The sequence below is a fragment of the Methylobacterium sp. SD274 genome (assembly GCF_017355285.1).
In the GTDB taxonomy this organism is placed as follows: Bacteria; Pseudomonadota; Alphaproteobacteria; order Rhizobiales; family Beijerinckiaceae; genus Methylobacterium.
In genome coordinates, this window is record NZ_JADIJP010000012.1 from 16,871 (window position 1) to 31,353 (window position 14,483).

General features: G+C 67.5%; 16 protein-coding genes. 7 read left to right on the top strand and 9 right to left on the bottom strand.

Annotated elements, in window-relative coordinates:
* Positions 1-88: 88 nt before the first annotated feature.
* Both IPV08_RS12170 and IPV08_RS12175 read left to right on the top strand, forming a co-directional pair.
* Positions 89-346: a type II toxin-antitoxin system RelE/ParE family toxin gene (locus IPV08_RS12170; protein WP_246747925.1), complete on the top strand. Its 258-nt coding sequence runs from the start codon at positions 89-91 to the stop codon at positions 344-346.
* A gap of 152 nt (positions 347-498) precedes the next feature.
* Positions 499-798 (top strand): transcriptional regulator, encoded by a 300-nt coding sequence (locus tag IPV08_RS12175; protein WP_207412083.1) that lies wholly within the window; start codon positions 499-501, stop codon positions 796-798.
* 201 nt (positions 799-999) lie between these two features.
* Here the strand turns inward: IPV08_RS12175 and ilvC are convergent, their stop codons facing one another.
* From ilvC to IPV08_RS12220, 9 genes are all read right to left on the bottom strand, one after another.
* A complete protein-coding gene (gene ilvC, locus IPV08_RS12180; protein WP_019904456.1) occupies positions 1,000-2,019 on the bottom strand; it encodes a ketol-acid reductoisomerase in 1,020 nt (339 codons plus the stop codon).
* A 27-nt stretch (positions 2,020-2,046) separates the two neighbouring features.
* Entirely contained in the window at positions 2,047-2,691 is a 645-nt protein-coding gene (locus IPV08_RS12185) for a TetR/AcrR family transcriptional regulator C-terminal domain-containing protein (protein WP_207412084.1), read from the bottom strand.
* 93 nt (positions 2,692-2,784) lie between these two features.
* Entirely contained in the window at positions 2,785-3,423 is a 639-nt protein-coding gene (locus IPV08_RS12190) for a glutathione S-transferase (RefSeq protein WP_207412085.1), read from the bottom strand.
* Between the two features lie 7 nt (positions 3,424-3,430).
* Positions 3,431-3,805 (bottom strand): type II toxin-antitoxin system PemK/MazF family toxin, encoded by a 375-nt coding sequence (locus tag IPV08_RS12195; RefSeq protein ID WP_207412086.1) that lies wholly within the window; start codon positions 3,803-3,805, stop codon positions 3,431-3,433.
* The gene (locus IPV08_RS12200) at positions 3,786-4,067 is read right to left on the bottom strand and encodes a MazF family transcriptional regulator (protein ID WP_207412087.1); all 282 of its coding nucleotides are present in this window, start codon (positions 4,065-4,067) and stop codon (positions 3,786-3,788) included. Before IPV08_RS12200 ends, IPV08_RS12195 begins: the two co-directional genes overlap by 20 nt.
* Before the next feature lie 54 nt (positions 4,068-4,121).
* Entirely contained in the window at positions 4,122-4,664 is a 543-nt protein-coding gene (gene ilvN, locus IPV08_RS12205) for an acetolactate synthase small subunit (protein ID WP_018044192.1), read from the bottom strand.
* A 24-nt stretch (positions 4,665-4,688) separates the two neighbouring features.
* A complete protein-coding gene (locus tag IPV08_RS12210; RefSeq protein ID WP_207412088.1) occupies positions 4,689-6,464 on the bottom strand; it encodes an acetolactate synthase 3 large subunit in 1,776 nt (591 codons plus the stop codon).
* Positions 6,465-6,735: 271 nt separating this feature from the next.
* On the bottom strand, positions 6,736-7,188 hold the full coding sequence (locus tag IPV08_RS12215) for a carboxymuconolactone decarboxylase family protein (protein ID WP_207412089.1): 453 nt from the start codon (positions 7,186-7,188) through the stop codon (positions 6,736-6,738).
* Positions 7,106-7,729 (bottom strand): MerR family transcriptional regulator, encoded by a 624-nt coding sequence (locus IPV08_RS12220; RefSeq protein WP_348646112.1) that lies wholly within the window; start codon positions 7,727-7,729, stop codon positions 7,106-7,108. The genes IPV08_RS12215 and IPV08_RS12220 overlap by 83 nt, the downstream gene beginning before the upstream one ends.
* 89 nt (positions 7,730-7,818) lie before the next feature.
* Between IPV08_RS12220 and IPV08_RS12225 the strand changes: the two genes are divergently transcribed.
* The 5 genes from IPV08_RS12225 (at position 7,819) to IPV08_RS12245 (ending at position 14,477) form a co-directional block, all read left to right on the top strand.
* Positions 7,819-8,325, top strand: coding sequence for a chemotaxis protein CheW (locus tag IPV08_RS12225; protein WP_207412091.1), 507 nt, complete (start codon positions 7,819-7,821; stop codon positions 8,323-8,325).
* Between the two features lie 61 nt (positions 8,326-8,386).
* Positions 8,387-9,841, top strand: coding sequence for a CheR family methyltransferase (locus tag IPV08_RS12230; protein WP_056427403.1), 1,455 nt, complete (start codon positions 8,387-8,389; stop codon positions 9,839-9,841).
* Positions 9,838-10,422 (top strand): chemotaxis protein CheW, encoded by a 585-nt coding sequence (locus IPV08_RS12235; protein ID WP_207412092.1) that lies wholly within the window; start codon positions 9,838-9,840, stop codon positions 10,420-10,422. Before IPV08_RS12230 ends, IPV08_RS12235 begins: the two co-directional genes overlap by 4 nt.
* Positions 10,423-10,476: 54 nt before the next feature.
* Complete coding sequence (locus IPV08_RS12240) at positions 10,477-12,147, top strand: methyl-accepting chemotaxis protein (RefSeq protein WP_056427397.1); 1,671 nt, start codon at positions 10,477-10,479, stop codon at positions 12,145-12,147.
* Positions 12,148-12,173: 26 nt separating this feature from the next.
* Entirely contained in the window at positions 12,174-14,477 is a 2,304-nt protein-coding gene (locus tag IPV08_RS12245; protein ID WP_207412093.1) for a response regulator, read from the top strand.
* Positions 14,478-14,483: the final 6 nt, after the last annotated feature.

Sequence of the window (14,483 nt, forward strand, 5' to 3'; positions counted from 1 at the left end):
AGAGCCGCCGACTGCCGGGCCGGATCGCTCATGGAGGTCGGTGGCGTACGTCGTTGACGTATGGACGGTGTTGGCTTAGACGATCGGAATGCCCTCGCCCCTGCATACGGTCGCGGAAACCTCCGAGTTCGTCAGGGATGCGGATGCCGAGCGCATGCCGGCCGCAACTCGGACGGCCCTCAAGGACATGCTCGCCGCGAACCAGGAGGCGGGTGATCTCATCGTCGGCTCGGGTGGTATCCGTAAGGTGCGCGTCGCCGGGCGGGGCAAGGGCAAGAGCGGCGGCTATCGCGTTCTCGCTGTTATGTCGGGCCCGATGCACCGGTCTACCTCCTGGCGGTTCTGAGCAAGGCGGACCGGGAGAACTTCTCGCCGGCGGAAGTCCAGCAACTGGCTCGGCTGACGCTGTCCATCAAGGCGCATTGGCAGAAGCGTGGAAGGTGACGCGCATCCATACGGCAACCAGGGCATCGCCCTCTCACAGGAGCAAGGTCGACCATGGGCAGGGATATTTTCGAACGAACCCTTTCCGCTCTGCGGGAAGCCGAGGAACACGCGCAGGGAGGGATGCCGGCCGGTCTCGTCGTCCATGTCCCCGAGACCGTCGATGTCGCCGGGATCCGCAGGCGGACCAGCAAGGCACAGCCAGCCTTCGCCGCGAGCATAGGCGTGCCCGTCGCAACTCTCAGGCAATGGGAGCATCAACGTCGCCAGCCTCAGGGGCCGGCGCGCGTACTCCTGGCTCTCCTCGACAAGAACCCTCGCCTCGTCGAGGAGACGCTCGGTCAGGTGCCATGACGGCAGAGAGATCGCCGCTCTTCCGCACTGGTTCGGGAGACGGCGGCCTTCGCAAGATCGAGGGGCGGGCAATGGGAGCGTCATCTCCCGAGATAAACTTCCTTGCCCGGTCGCGCACGAAAAAGCCGGCCCCGCTCGCACGAGGCCGGCTTTCTCCGCGAGGGGGCAGCCGAACGAAGCCCGGCCGCCCATCACAAAAAATCAGTTCTTGGACTTGTCGACCAGAGCCTTCTCGGAGATCCATGGCATCATGCCACGGAGCTTCGAGCCGACTTCCTCGATCGGGTGACGGGCGAGCTTGGCGCGGGTGGCCTTGAACGAGGTCTGGCCGACCTTGTTCTCCAGCATCCAGTCGCGGGTGAACTTGCCCGACTGGATATCGTCCAGCACGCGCTTCATCTCGGCCTTCGTCTCGGCGGTGACGATGCGCGGGCCGGTGACGTATTCACCGTACTCGGCGGTGTTGGAGATCGAGTAGTTCATGTTGGCGATGCCGCCCTCGTAGATGAGGTCGACGATGAGCTTCACCTCGTGGAGGCACTCGAAATAGGCCATCTCGGGAGCGTAGCCGCCCTCGACCAGGGTCTCGAAACCGGCCTTGATGAGCTCGACGAGGCCGCCGCACAGCACGGCCTGCTCGCCGAACAGGTCGGTCTCGCACTCTTCCTTGAAGGTGGTCTCGATGATGCCGGCGCGGCCGCCGCCGTTCGCCGAAGCGTAGGACAGGCCGAGATCGTGCGCGTTGCCGGAGGCGTCCTGCGCAATGGCGATCAGGGTCGGCACGCCGCCGCCCTTGAGGTACTCGCCGCGCACGGTGTGGCCGGGGCCCTTCGGGGCGACCATGAGCACGTCGAGGTCCTTGCGGGGCTCGATGAGGTTGAAGTGGACGTTGAGGCCGTGGGCGAACAGGAGGGCGGCGCCCTGCTTCATGTTCGGCTCGAGCGACTCCTTGTAGATGTCGCCCTGGAGCTCGTCTGGGGTGAGCATCATGACGACGTCGGCCTGCTTGGCGGCGTCGGCGACGTTCATCACCGTGAAGCCCTCGTGCTCCGCCTTCTTGGCGGTGGCCGAGCCCTCGCGGAGGGCGATGACGATGCCCTTCACGCCGGAATCACGCAGGTTGAGGGCGTGGGCATGGCCCTGGCTGCCGTAGCCGACGATGACGACCTTCTTGCCCTTGATCAGGTTGAGGTCGGCGTCACGATCGTAATAGACCCGCATGATGGAATGTCCTTTTCGCGTGGGGTGTCAGGGTCGGGCCTGGCCGTAGAGGGCCAGGAACTGGTCGACGGCGCGGGCCGCGTCGCGTCGGATCTCGGCGGCGTCGAGGTCGAGCGCGTCGCCGAGGAGAAGTCGGATCTGGACGTCGCGCCCGACCAGACCGAAGAAGGTCCGGAAGGCGGTCTCGCTGTCCTCGAAGGCGAGGAGCCCGGCCGCACGGCCCGCTTCGAGCACGGGCTTGACCCGCCCGCCGATGGCCAGCCGCCCGTTCGCCAGCACGATGGCGCCGAGGTTGCCCTTGCGCGAGCCGGCATGCGCGATGGCGATGCGGTTCAACACCACCGAGGTGCGGCCCGCGATCACATCGAGCCAGGTCACGGCGAAATCGAGCAGGCGCTCCCGCAGGGTCGCCGCATCGAGCGCGCCCACCGCGTCGCGCCCCGCATGGACCCGCGAAGCCTGCCAGCGCACCGTGGCGGTGAGGAGGCCGTCCCGGTCCCCGAACCACTTGTACAGGGTTTCCTTCGAGCAACTCGCCCGGCGCGCGACCGCATCCATGGTGAGCTGGTCGCCCTCTTCGACGAGGAGAGCGAGCACGGCATCGAGCACCGCCTGTTGGCGGGCCGAGGGCGCTTCTTGCACCGTCTCGTCGCGTGCGACCGTCGCGCTCATGCTTCCAGAAAACCAGTACCGTACCGTACGGTACGCGGCGGCATAGGCCGATTCGGTTTCCCGGACAAGAGGCGGTGTACCCCCGGTCGAACCTTATTCAGGCAGTTTGAGGCCTTCGCGGGCGAACACGGCCTGCACGGCGGGCCGCGCCGTCATGGCGCGGGCATGTGCGGTCCAATGGGGAAAGCGCTCTGCCATGTCGAAACCGAGCGCGGCTCCCCGGCCCCAGGTCCAGAACAGCAACAGGTAGGGGTCGGCGACGCTGTAGGCTTCGCCGACGGCCCAGCCGCCGTTGGAGAGCTTGACCTCGGTCATGGTGAAGAGGTCGCCGCAGGTCTCGACTCCCTTGGCCTGGATGCCCGGGAAGGCCGTCTCATCGCTCGTGTAGCGCTCGGCCCGGCGGATATGCGCGTAGGCGATGTGATGGCCGGTGGAGAGCCAGCCCAGCCATTCGTCGACCCGCGCCTGATCGCGGGGCGATTGCGGCCACAGGCCGGCCTGCGGATGACTGCGCGCGATGTGGCGCAGGATGGCGGTGTTCTCGGTGAGCACCCAATCCTCATCGACCAGTGCCGGTACGCGGCCGCGCTCGTTGATAGCGAGGTATTCGGCCGCCCGCTGGTCGCCCTTGGCGAGGTCGAGCCGCACGGTCTCGTAGGGCGCTCCCGTTTCCTCGAGGGCGATGTGGGAGGCGAGCGAGCAGGCGCCGGGGGCGTAGTAGAGGGTGGTCATGGGGAACTCATGTGTTGGCAACCGCTGCGGGCAAGCCGATCAGTTCTGCGATGCCCAGGCGAATCCTCAAGAGAATATCCGGCGGTAGTGCGCCGACGCGTCGGAATCCGCGGGACGCGCGATCCACGCAGCGGATATGGTCGAGGAGAACGGCGCCGGAGACAACCAGACCATCCGGAAGGAGAATTTTCGTCGGCCAGGGCGTGACGTTGCTCGTGATCGGACAGATGATCGCTGTCGCGTTTCGCAGGTGGAAGGTCGCATCGGACAAGACGACAGCCGGACGGATGCCACTCTGTTCTCGACCGAGTGTCGGTCTCAGATCGACCCAGACGACATCCCCAGCCTCTGGGACCGGGTGGTCAGCGGTCGTAATCGTCACGAATGATCTCCGCACCCACGTCCGGTCCCCAATCGAGGGGGGCGGGGCGATGAGACGGACCCAATCGGTCCATCTCGGCGATCATTTCAGCGAGCGTCGGGACCGCGACGCCGTTCACGGTGCGTCGTGCTCCCGACGCCGGAATTTGCCGCTTCGACAGCACTTCCACCGTCTCACCCTCGTTGACGCCGAGCTGCGTTACGGCTTGCGGCGACAATCTCACGACGAGATCATCACCCCAGCGAATGATTTTGGCTTCCATCGCCTCACCCTCCGAGTTGCAGGCAGGACCTTATCACCGCTCGCGGCGTCGTACCTACATCGCCTCGGAGCCACGCCCCATGGCCGCGATGCCCGTGCGGGAGATCTCCACGAGGCCGATCACCGTCATCAGGCCGATGAAGCGGTCGATCTCCTCGGTGGTGCCGGTGACCTCGAAAACGAAGGAGTTCAGGGTCGCGTCCAGGGTCTTGGCGCCGAAGGCGGCGGCGAGGGTCAGCGATTCGGTGCGGTGCTCACCGGTACCCGCCACCTTGACGAGGCAGAGCTCACGCTCGAGGGCCTTGCCCTGGAGCGTGAGGTCGACGACCCGGTGCACGGGCACGAGGCGGTCGAGCTGGGCCTTGATCTGCTGGATCACCGCATCGGTGCCGGCGGTGACGATGGTGATGCGCGAGATGTGGCGCGCCACCTCGGTCTCCGACACCGTCAGGCTCTCGATGTTGTAGCCGCGTCCCGAGAACATCCCCGCGATCCGCGCGAGAACGCCCGGCTCGTTGTCCACGATGACGGCGAGGGTGTGCCGGTTGATCGGCTCGACCCGACCGGCATCGGGGTAGTGTGTGTTCATGGCGTTCATGACGTCTCTCCTCCGCGCCGCCGGTCAGACCAGCATCTTGCCTTCCTCGGAGATCACGTCGCCGAGGTCCATACCGGTCTCGCCGAGGTAGTCGGAGAGCAGCATCTCGTTATGCGCCTTGCCCGACGGGATCATCGGGAAGCAGTTCTCTTTCTTGTCGACGATGCAATCGAAGATGACCGGGCCGTCATGGGCCAGCATCTCGGCGATCGCCCCGTCGAGCTCGCCCGGCTTGTCGCAGCGCATGCCCTTGGCGCCATAGGCCTCCGCCAGCTTGACGAAGTCCGGCAGGCTTTCCGAATAGCTCTGGGAATAGCGCGATCCGTGCAGCAACTCCTGCCACTGGCGCACCATGCCCATATACTCGTTGTTCAGGATGAAGATCTTGACCGGCAGGCGATACTGCACGGCGGTCGACATCTCCTGGATGTTCATCAGGATCGAGGCTTCGCCGGCGATGTCGATGACGAGACCGTCCGGATTGGCGAGCTGGGTGCCGATGGCCGCGGGCAGGCCGTAGCCCATGGTGCCGAGGCCGCCGGAGGTCATCCAACGGTTCGGCTCGTCGAACTTGAAGTACTGCGCCGCCCACATCTGGTGCTGGCCGACCTCCGTGGTGATGAAGGTCTTCCGGTCCTTGCAGGCCTCATAGAGGCGCTGCACGGCGTATTGCGGCTTGATGATCGTGCCCGACGGCCAATAGGCGAGGCAGTCCCGCGCCTTCCAGGTGCGGATCTTGGCCATCCACTCGTCGAAGCGGCCCTGGTCGGGACGCTTGGGCAGGGCCTTCCAGGCCGCCAGCATGTCTTCGAGCACCGAGCCGCAATCGCCGACGATGCCGACATCGACCTTGACCACCTTGTTGATCGAGGAGGCGTCGACGTCGATGTGGATCTTCTTGGAGAAGGGCGAGAACGCGTCGAGACGGCCGGTGATGCGGTCGTCGAACCGGGCGCCGATACAGACCATCACGTCGCATTCGTGCATGGCGAGGTTGGCCTCGTAGGTCCCGTGCATGCCCAGCATGCCCAGGAACTGCTCGTTCGAAGCCGGGAAGGCGCCCAGACCCATCAGGGTCGAGGTGACGGGAAAGCCGGTGACCTCGGCCAGCTGGCGCAGGAGCGCCGAGGCGTGCGGGCCGGAATTGATGACGCCGCCGCCGGTATAGAGAACCGGACGGCGGGCATTCGCCATCAGCTCGACGGCAGACTGGATCGCCTGCGCGTCGCCCTTGAACGCCGGACGGTAGGTCTTGTGGCCGTTATGGCTCGGACGCTCGTAGATCCCGCTGGCGAATTGGATGTCTTTCGGCAGATCGACCACGACGGGGCCCGGCCGGCCGTTCGAGGCGACGAAGAAGGCCTCGTGCAGGATGCGCGGCAGGTCGTCGATCGATTTGACCAGGTAATTGTGCTTCGTGCAGTGGCGGGTGATGCCGACCGTGTCGCATTCCTGGAACGCATCGGTGCCGATCAGGTGCGTCGGGACCTGGCCGGTGATGCAGACGAGGGGGATCGAATCCAGCATCGCGTCGGTGAGCCCGGTGACGATGTTGGTGGCGCCGGGGCCGGAGGTGACGAGGACGCAGCCGACCTTGCCCGAGGAGCGGGCATAGCCCTCGGCCGCATGGACCGCGCCCTGCTCGTGCCGCACGAGGACGTGCTTCAGTTCTTCCTGGTGGAAGAGGGCATCGTAGATCGGCAGCACCGCACCGCCCGGATACCCGAACAGCGTATCGACACCCTGATCCCGGAACGCCCGGATGACCATTTCGGCCCCGGTCATGACCTCGCCGCTCATCGTCTCAACTCCCTGAAACCCGGTTGCTCGTTCCGTGTCACGTCTTGGCTCAGGCAACAAAAAAGGGCCCCGAAGGACCCTGCATGCGCCACCATCCGGATCGCGATCCTCCTGTCAGGACCGCCCCGTCGGTGGCGCTTTCGTTACGATAAGGATGACACGCATCGACTTGAAAACTTTGCTCTGTGACCCGCCGAAGGGCGAATCGACATTTCGAGGGGTCTGAATACAGAAGCAATCCATCGCGGTCAACGGCCAATCAGAGGCCGGCTCACCGATGGTCGGTGGTGAAAACGTCGCGTGCGATCGCCACGGCGTTGAGCGCCGCAGGGAACCCCGCATAGGGAATCATCTGCATGATCGTCTCGATCAAGGCCGCCGGCGTCACGCCGACGCGGAGGGCGGCCTGCATGTGGACCTTGAGTTGGGGCGCGGCCGTTCCCATCGCCGTGAGGGCGGCGACTGTGGCGATCTCCCTCGTCTTCACATCGAGCCCGTCGCGGGAAAATACGTCGCCGTAAGCGAACTCGACGATGTATCGGCCGAGATCGGGCGCGATGTCGTCGAGACTTCTGACGACCGCCGCGCCGTGCGGGCCGCTGATGGCCTCCAGTTGAGCCAGTCCGCGCTGATAGCGGGTTTCAATCGGTGCTTCCTGCGCCTCGGCATGTTGGGCCGCCAGCGGGAGGGCCGTTGCTGAGGTCAGCACGGTACGTCGGGTCATCGTCATTGTCCTTGCTCTCGCGCGTTGCTTCCAGGGCCCGGTAGTGGGTGATCTTGTCATCCAGTCCCGCGATGAGGTCCGACAGTTCCGACCTGCGCGCGATCAGCGCGATGCGATGCGCCTCGAGGAGACGGCGACGGGCTTCGAGGGTCGCATCGCCCTCCGCGCGCAGGCGGCTGTATTCGAACCGCTCGCGCATGGGCATATCCATCGCCTGGAGCTTGCGCAGGAAGGTCGCCCAGACGAGGTCGTCGCTTCCGTAATCCCGCCGACCGCCGGAATCGCGCCCGCTGCGAGGGAGCAATCCGATCCGCTCATAGTATCGAAGCGTGTCGACGCTGAGCCCGCTCCTCGCTGCGAAGGCACTGATTCTCATCGCGAAACCCCTTCGGTAAAGGCTGTCTACGAGCTGGAGTGCGCTCCAGGTCAAGCGGCTTTTCGACGGTACGGCGAGACCGCTCCGTTCGGCCCGGAAGGTTGCACCCCGGCCGCTCTCTTGGCTGCGCGCGGCAACCTTCGATGGCCTTGCATCCGGCGACATCGGGATGACGAACCCGTTTGCGCCGGAGCGCCCTGTCGTCCTATCTGGCGGGGATCCGAAGTCGTACTTCCTCAGACCCCGCCGGGACGATGCCTCAGTCCGAGATGACGGCCTATCTCATCCTCGACGTGGCCGGCACCGGCTTCGCGATGCGACGCTCGTCCGTGAGCGAGGTTCTGCCCCTCCCCCGCCTCCATCCGCCCACCCTGACGGGCACATGGCTCGCCGGGTTCCTCGATCTCGGCGGGACGACGGTGCCGGTGATCGATCTCGGACGGCTCCTGATGCTGCCGCCCATGCCCGGACGGGAGGCCGATCCCTACCGCCACCTGCTGCTGTCGGCCGATCGCGGCACGGCGATCCTGGTGGACCGCGCCCGCGATCTGGTTCTCGTCGCCCCGGACGCCGTCCGTGCGCGGGCGCCGGAGACCAGCCTCAACGGCTGCGTCGTCGGCGAGATCGTACAGGGCGAGCAACTCACCCAGATCCTCGGCATGGACCGGCTCCTCGACGCCGAGGAGCGCCGCCGCGTGCAGGCGCTGACGGAGGCCGCCGCCGCGCGCCTGTCCGATCTCTCCCGTCTCGAAGACGCGTGAACCGCATGCCGCGTCCGAACGAGGTAGGCCCGACAGTGGTTCTGTCTGGGAAGTCCGCCGCATGAAGCGCCCGGTGCGTGCCGTCGCGGAGATCGATCCGGGTTTTCCCGCCCTCAAGGACAAGGTGATCGCCCGGACGGGGCATCACTACTACGCCGACAAGGACGATCTGCTCTTCGACCGGTTGCGCAAGCGCTTCAAGGCCTGCCGCCTTGCCGATTCCCAGGCCTATCTCGCACATCTCGACGGCGAGGCCACCGGACCGGCGGAATGGGCCGCCCTGGAGGCCGAGATCACCATCGGCGAGACCTTCTTCTTCCGCTACGCCGAGCAGTTCGCGGCGTTGCGCGGGACCATCCTGCCCGGCCTGATCGCCGCGCGGGCGGAGGCGAAGTCCCTGCGGATCTGGAGCGCCGGCTGTTCCACCGGGGCGGAGCCCTATTCCATCGCGATCCTGATCCACGAACTCCTCGGCGATGCGCTGCACGAGTGGCGGATCGACATCACCGGCACGGATATCAGCACCGAAGCGCTGGCGACGGCGCGGGCGGCGCTGTTCGGGCGCTGGGCCCTGCGGACATTGCCGCCGGAAGAGCATGCCCGCTATTTCGTCTGCGGTCCTTCGGTGCCGGGTATCGCGCGCGAGGGCAGCTTCACCCTGCGGCCCGAGTTTCGAAGGATGGTGCGCTTCGAGCACCACAACCTGATGAGTCTGCTCGACGGTACGGCGCCGTCGCATTTCGCCGATTTCGACCTCATCCTCTGCCGCAACGTGCTGATCTACTTTCAGGCCGATGCTGTTCTCGGAATCGTGCGCGCCCTGGGACGCCGGCTTGTGCCGGATGGCTGGTTGCTCATCGGCCATGCCGAGCCGAACCCGGCCTTCGCCGGCACGCTGCAGCCGATGAACCTGCCCGGTACGGTGGCCTACCGACCGCTCGGCGGCGATGCCGTCGCCGTCACGCCTCCCGCGCCGCCCATCGTCCTGCCTCCGGTGACGGTCGCGGAGCCGTTTCCCCCCGTCGTCGAACTGCCGCGATTCGTCCCGCTTCCACCCCCCGTCGTCGAGACCATCCCGCCGCTCGCGGAGCCCGTCGAAGCCGAAGATCCGGACACGGTCCTCGATGCGATCCGGGCTTTGGGGGATTCCGGTCGGATCGCCGAGGGCTGGCGCATGGTCCGCGATGCCCTCCTCGCCACGCCCACGGACGCGCGACTCCACTATTATGACGGGCTTCTCGCCTATGGGCTCGGGCGCGAGGCCGAGGCCGAGCGGGCATTGCGCGGGGCACTCTATCTCGACCGGAGCTTCGCGATGGCGCATTACCAACTCGGCCTTCTGCTCGCCGCCATCGGCCGGCACGCGGAGGCGGATCGGGCTTTCGACAACGCCATCCGCTTCGGCCGGGCCCAGCCGTCCGACGCCTCCGTGGCGGAAGGAGACGGCCTGACCGCCGGGCAACTGGTCGCCAATGCCGATGCCGCCCGCATGCGCATGAGGAAACCCGTATCGTGATCGAACCGCCCGCCGGGACTGCCGAAGTCGATCCCTACGTGGCCGCCCTCCTCGCCGAGCGCACCGTTGCCCTGGCCCGCCGTGGACGGGAGAGCACGGCTCGGGTCGCGATGACGCCCTTCCTCGTCTGCCAGTCGGGCGACGATCGCTACGGCCTGCCCCTGGAGGCGGTGGCGCAGGTGGTGCCGGCCCGTTCCTATACGCCGGTGCCGGGGGCGCCGGCGGAGCTGCTGGGTCTCATCGCCCTGTCCGGTCGCGTCGTCAGCGTCCTCAGCCTGTCCGGTGCGCTGCGGCGACCGGTCTCGGCCAGGCCTGGCGACATGCCGGCCTCGGCCGGACATATCCTCGTGCTTCGCGGAGGGATCATGCCGCTCGCCCTCGCCGTCGACCGGGTTCTCGCGATCAGCGATGTGGACGGCGCCTTCGCGAGTGCCCCGCTTCATCTCGGCGGCTTGGGTGCAGACGCGGTTTCGGGCTATGCACCGGCACCCGGCCAGGACGCCGCCCGCCATGGCGGCGAGGCCGGCTTCGTCGTCATCGATCTGCCGCGCCTCCTGCGGCGATACCTGCCTCAAAGCTGACGGCAAGGCTCATCTGGCCTTTCCCCGTCGAGCGGTTTCGGAGCATCGCCAAGCGTGTCGATCTCGATTGGAAAACGGATCCTCTTCGGCTTCGTCGTCGTCACCCTGGTGATGGTCGGACTGGGCGCCTATGCGCTGAGCCAGATCGGGGCCGTCCGCGACAACACGACGACGATCGTCTCGCGGGACCTCACCATCGCGCGCAAGCTCGACGATCTCGGCAACAAGTCTCGTGACCTCGGCAACCTTCGGCGCAACGGCGTGATCGCCGCGCTGATGCGCAACCGGCCCGATACCGAGATCGCCGCGATCATCGACACCTGGCGCCGCGTCGCCTCCGAATCCGAGGCTATCCTCGTCGACACCGTCCGCACCGCCGACGGCTATTCCGCAACGGCGCCGTCGCCGGAGCGTGCCGCGATCTGGAAGAGGCTCGGCGAATCCGCGACTATTGCCGCCACGGATTTCCGGAAGCTGCGGACCGCCAGCGAAGTTCAGCTTTCCGCTATCGCGGCCAAGGATGTCGATGGGGTGGAGGCCCGCAACTCCGATCTGAACCGTCTGCAGGACGAGTTCCTGCGCGATCTCGACCGCACCCGCGACCTGCTCGATCAGGGGATCGATGCCGGCCAGCGCCGGGCCACCGACATCTACGAGCGCAGCCTCGTCTCCATCGTGCTCATCCTCGCCTTGTGCGTTCTCCTGAGCATCGTGGTCACCGGCCTCATCCGCCGGGGCGTGGTGAAGCCCCTCGAAGAGGTCATGGCCTTCGCCGAGCAGGTCGGATCGGGAGACCTGACCCGCACCCTCGACCGTACGGGGGGCGACGAGATCGGCCGTCTCGCATCGACCTTGAACAGAATGGTCTCGGGTCTTGCCGACCTCGCCCGGACCAATCGGGCGGCCACGTCCGACCTCAATGCCGCTGCCGCCGAGATCCGCGCTTCCGCCCAGGAACAGGCGGCCAGCGTCGAGGAGCAGTTCGCGGCGGTGCAGGAGACAGCCGCCACGGTCGACGAGATCACCCATTCCGGAGCCCAGATCGGCAAGCGCGCGAGCGAGGTGATCGCTACGGCCCAATCCACCGCGCAGATCTCGCGGGCAGGCCTCAGGGCTGTCGCCGATACGGCCAAGGCCATGGATGCCATCCGCGAGCAGGCGGAGGCCGTTGCCGGCAATATCGTCTCGCTCAGCGAGAAGACCCAGGCGATCGGCGAGATCATCACAACCGTCAACGACATCTCGGAGCGCACCCATCTGCTGGCGCTCAACGCGGCGATCGAAGCGGCGGCGGCGGGCGAGAGCGGCCGGAGCTTCGCCGTGGTCGCCTCGGAGATGAAGCTTTTGGCCGATCAGGCCAAGGCGGCGACCGCGCAGGTGCGCACCATCCTGTCGGAGATCCAGAGGGGCATCAACACCTCGGTCATGCTCACCGAAGAGGCGGTCAAGCGCACGAGCACGGGCAAGGCCCGCTCGGACACGACCCAGCGGACCATCGAGGAGATCACCGCCAAGGTCGAGGAGAGCGTCCAGACCTTCCAGCAGATCGTCGCCTCAACCAACCAGCAGCAACTCGGAATCGAGCAGGTGATGGGGGCCCTCCAGAACATCCGGCAGGCGAGCCAGCAGACCGCCGCCGGGACCCGTGAGGTGGAAGCGGCCTCCGCCAATCTCACCGAACTCGCCCAGGCGCTCCTGACGCTCGCCGACCGATACCGGCACTGAGGGGAGAGGCCGGGCGACCGCCACCCATGGATATCCGCCAGCAGCTCCTCGCGGCCTTCGAGGTCGAGCATCGCGAACATATCGACGCGATCCGCGCCGCCCTGGCCGGTGCGGCCGGGGACGTGCCTCCCGACTGGAACGACGTGTTCCGCCGGGCGCACAGCCTGAAGGGCGCCTCGCGGGCCGTGGACCTGCCGAAGGTCGAAGCCGTGGCGCATCGGCTCGAGACCCTGTTCGAGCGGATCGTCGCCGGTGACGGCACCCTCGACCGGGAGGCGACGGGCGCCGTCCATCTCGCCCTGGATCGGATCGAAGCCTATGTCGCCGCGCTCAAGGGCGAAGCGGACCCGGCCATGCCGGCGGATGCGCTCGCGTCCCTCGACCGCTGCCTCGCCGGGCCCTCCCCGGCCCAGCCCGGCTCTCCGGCCGCCCCCGTCGAGCTCCCCCCTCGGCATCCCGATCCACCGGCGGAGAGCGTTCCGGCGCAAGCGGGACTGCAGAAACCTGCATCGACTCCCACCGAGCCCGGCAGCGATCCGGGAGTGCTCCTGCGCGTGCCGGCGGATGCGGTGGAGGCGCTCACGCGGGCCTCACACGAGCTCGCCAGCGCCCTCGGGGCGGAATCCGCGGTGGGCGAAGGTCTGGCTCGGCTCCAGCGGGATGCCGCCGCCCTCGGGCGCCGGGCCGAGAGCCTTCGCGGGAGCAAGGCGCAATCCGGTACGACCCGGCCTCGCCCCTCCGATGCCGAGACGGCGGAATCCGCCCTCGACGCCATGAGGGCGGAGCTGCGCGGCTTCGAGACGGCGCTCCTCGCGCTCGCCCGCGATGCGGCGCAGCTCGCCCAGATCCGCACCGGAATCATCGCCTCGGCGGAAGCGGCCTCCACCCGGATCGGGCGGGAGGCCGAGCGCCTGACCCTCGTGCCGGCCGAGACTGTCTTCGGTGCGTTTCCGCGTGCGCTCCGCGACATGGCGCGAGAATCCGGTCGTGAGATCGACGTCGTCGCGCGCGGTCTCGATCTGCCCGTCGACCGCGCCATGCTGCAATCGCTGAAGGACCCGGTCCTCCACGCCCTGCGCAACGCCCTGAGCCACGGCGCGGAGACGCCCGAGCAGCGTGAACGCCAGGGCAAGCCGCCCGCACTTTCGATCACCCTCGACATCGCCGTGCGCGGCGGCCGGCTCGTCCTCGGCATCCATGACGACGGGCGCGGGCCGGACCTGCGCGCCATCGAGGCGACGGCGCGCGCGCGGGGCCTGATCGGGGCCGGTGACGGCGACCCCGATACCCTTCTGGCGCTGGTGTTCGAGCCCGGCTTCTCCACCGCCTCCGCCGTCGATACCCTGTCCGGCCGGGGCATCGGCCTCTCCGTCGTCGCCGACGCGGTTCGACGTCTCGGGGGCAGCGTCCGGCTCGAGCCGCGTGTTCCGGCCGGGACGTCGCTGATCATGCATCTGCCGCTTTCGGCGGCGCGGCGGACCTTGCTGCTGGTCGATGTCGGTGCCTCGATCTTCGCCCTGCCGAGCGCCAGCGTGGAACGTCTCCTGCGCCTCGACCGGTCGAGCCTCTACACCGCCATGGGCCGGATCATGGTGCGGCTGCCGAGGGAGCGCGGCGAGGATCTGTCCCTTCCCCTCGTGGATCTGGCGAGCCTCGTCGGGGTGACGAGCGAGGAGAGCCGCCCGGGCGAGGGACATACGGTGACGGCGGTGCTGATGCGCTCGGGCGGCCGGTCGTGGGTGCTGCGGATCGATGCCTTGCGGGACGTCCGAAACCTCCTCGTTCTGCCGGCGCCGCCGATCGGCGCGGATCCGCGCCTGATCTCGGGCACGGTCGTCCTGGGCGGCGATACGCCGGTTCTCGTCCTCGATCCCGACGGCCTCGCGGCGCGTGCGACCGAGACGAATCACGCTGCGCCAGAGCCTGTTGAAGACCGCACCGGAACAGCCGCGCTCCCGCGACGTTCGACGATCCTGGTCGTTGACGATTCCATCACCACGCGAACCTTGGAGAAGGGCATTCTGGAATCGGCGGGCTACCGCGTCGTCGTCTGCGTCGACGGGCAGGATGCGCTCGACCGCCTCCGCGCCGGGATCGAGCATGTGGATCTCGTCGTGGCCGATGTGGAGATGCCGCGCCTCGACGGGTTCGGCCTGCTGAAAGCCCTGCGGGCGGACGAGTCTTTCGCCCGCCTTCCCCTCATCCTGATGACCTCGCGGGGGGATGCCGACGATGTCGCACGGGGGCTCGGTCTCGGCGCGGATGCTTATCTGACGAAACAGACGTTCGACCAGCGCCAGCTTCTCGATACGATCGGGCAATTGTTGTGAGTGACA

What these genes read in the sequence shown, in the direction of transcription:
- IPV08_RS12170 (WP_246747925.1), top strand. Translation starts at nt 89, where the DNA reads ATGCCCTCGCCCCTGCATACGGTCGCGGAAACCTCCGAGTTCGTCAGG.
- IPV08_RS12175 (WP_207412083.1), top strand. Translation starts at nt 499, where the DNA reads ATGGGCAGGGATATTTTCGAACGAACCCTTTCCGCTCTGCGGGAAGCC.
- ilvC (WP_019904456.1), bottom strand. Translation starts at nt 2,019, where the DNA reads ATGCGGGTCTATTACGATCGTGACGCCGACCTCAACCTGATCAAGGGC.
- IPV08_RS12185 (WP_207412084.1), bottom strand. Translation starts at nt 2,691, where the DNA reads ATGAGCGCGACGGTCGCACGCGACGAGACGGTGCAAGAAGCGCCCTCG.
- IPV08_RS12190 (WP_207412085.1), bottom strand. Translation starts at nt 3,423, where the DNA reads ATGACCACCCTCTACTACGCCCCCGGCGCCTGCTCGCTCGCCTCCCAC.
- IPV08_RS12200 (WP_207412087.1), bottom strand. Translation starts at nt 4,067, where the DNA reads ATGGAAGCCAAAATCATTCGCTGGGGTGATGATCTCGTCGTGAGATTG.
- ilvN (WP_018044192.1), bottom strand. Translation starts at nt 4,664, where the DNA reads ATGAACGCCATGAACACACACTACCCCGATGCCGGTCGGGTCGAGCCG.
- IPV08_RS12210 (WP_207412088.1), bottom strand. Translation starts at nt 6,464, where the DNA reads ATGAGCGGCGAGGTCATGACCGGGGCCGAAATGGTCATCCGGGCGTTC.
- IPV08_RS12215 (WP_207412089.1), bottom strand. Translation starts at nt 7,188, where the DNA reads ATGACCCGACGTACCGTGCTGACCTCAGCAACGGCCCTCCCGCTGGCG.
- IPV08_RS12220 (WP_348646112.1), bottom strand. Translation starts at nt 7,729, where the DNA reads ATGTCGCCGGATGCAAGGCCATCGAAGGTTGCCGCGCGCAGCCAAGAG.
- IPV08_RS12225 (WP_207412091.1), top strand. Translation starts at nt 7,819, where the DNA reads ATGCCTCAGTCCGAGATGACGGCCTATCTCATCCTCGACGTGGCCGGC.
- IPV08_RS12230 (WP_056427403.1), top strand. Translation starts at nt 8,387, where the DNA reads ATGAAGCGCCCGGTGCGTGCCGTCGCGGAGATCGATCCGGGTTTTCCC.
- IPV08_RS12245 (WP_207412093.1), top strand. Translation starts at nt 12,174, where the DNA reads ATGGATATCCGCCAGCAGCTCCTCGCGGCCTTCGAGGTCGAGCATCGC.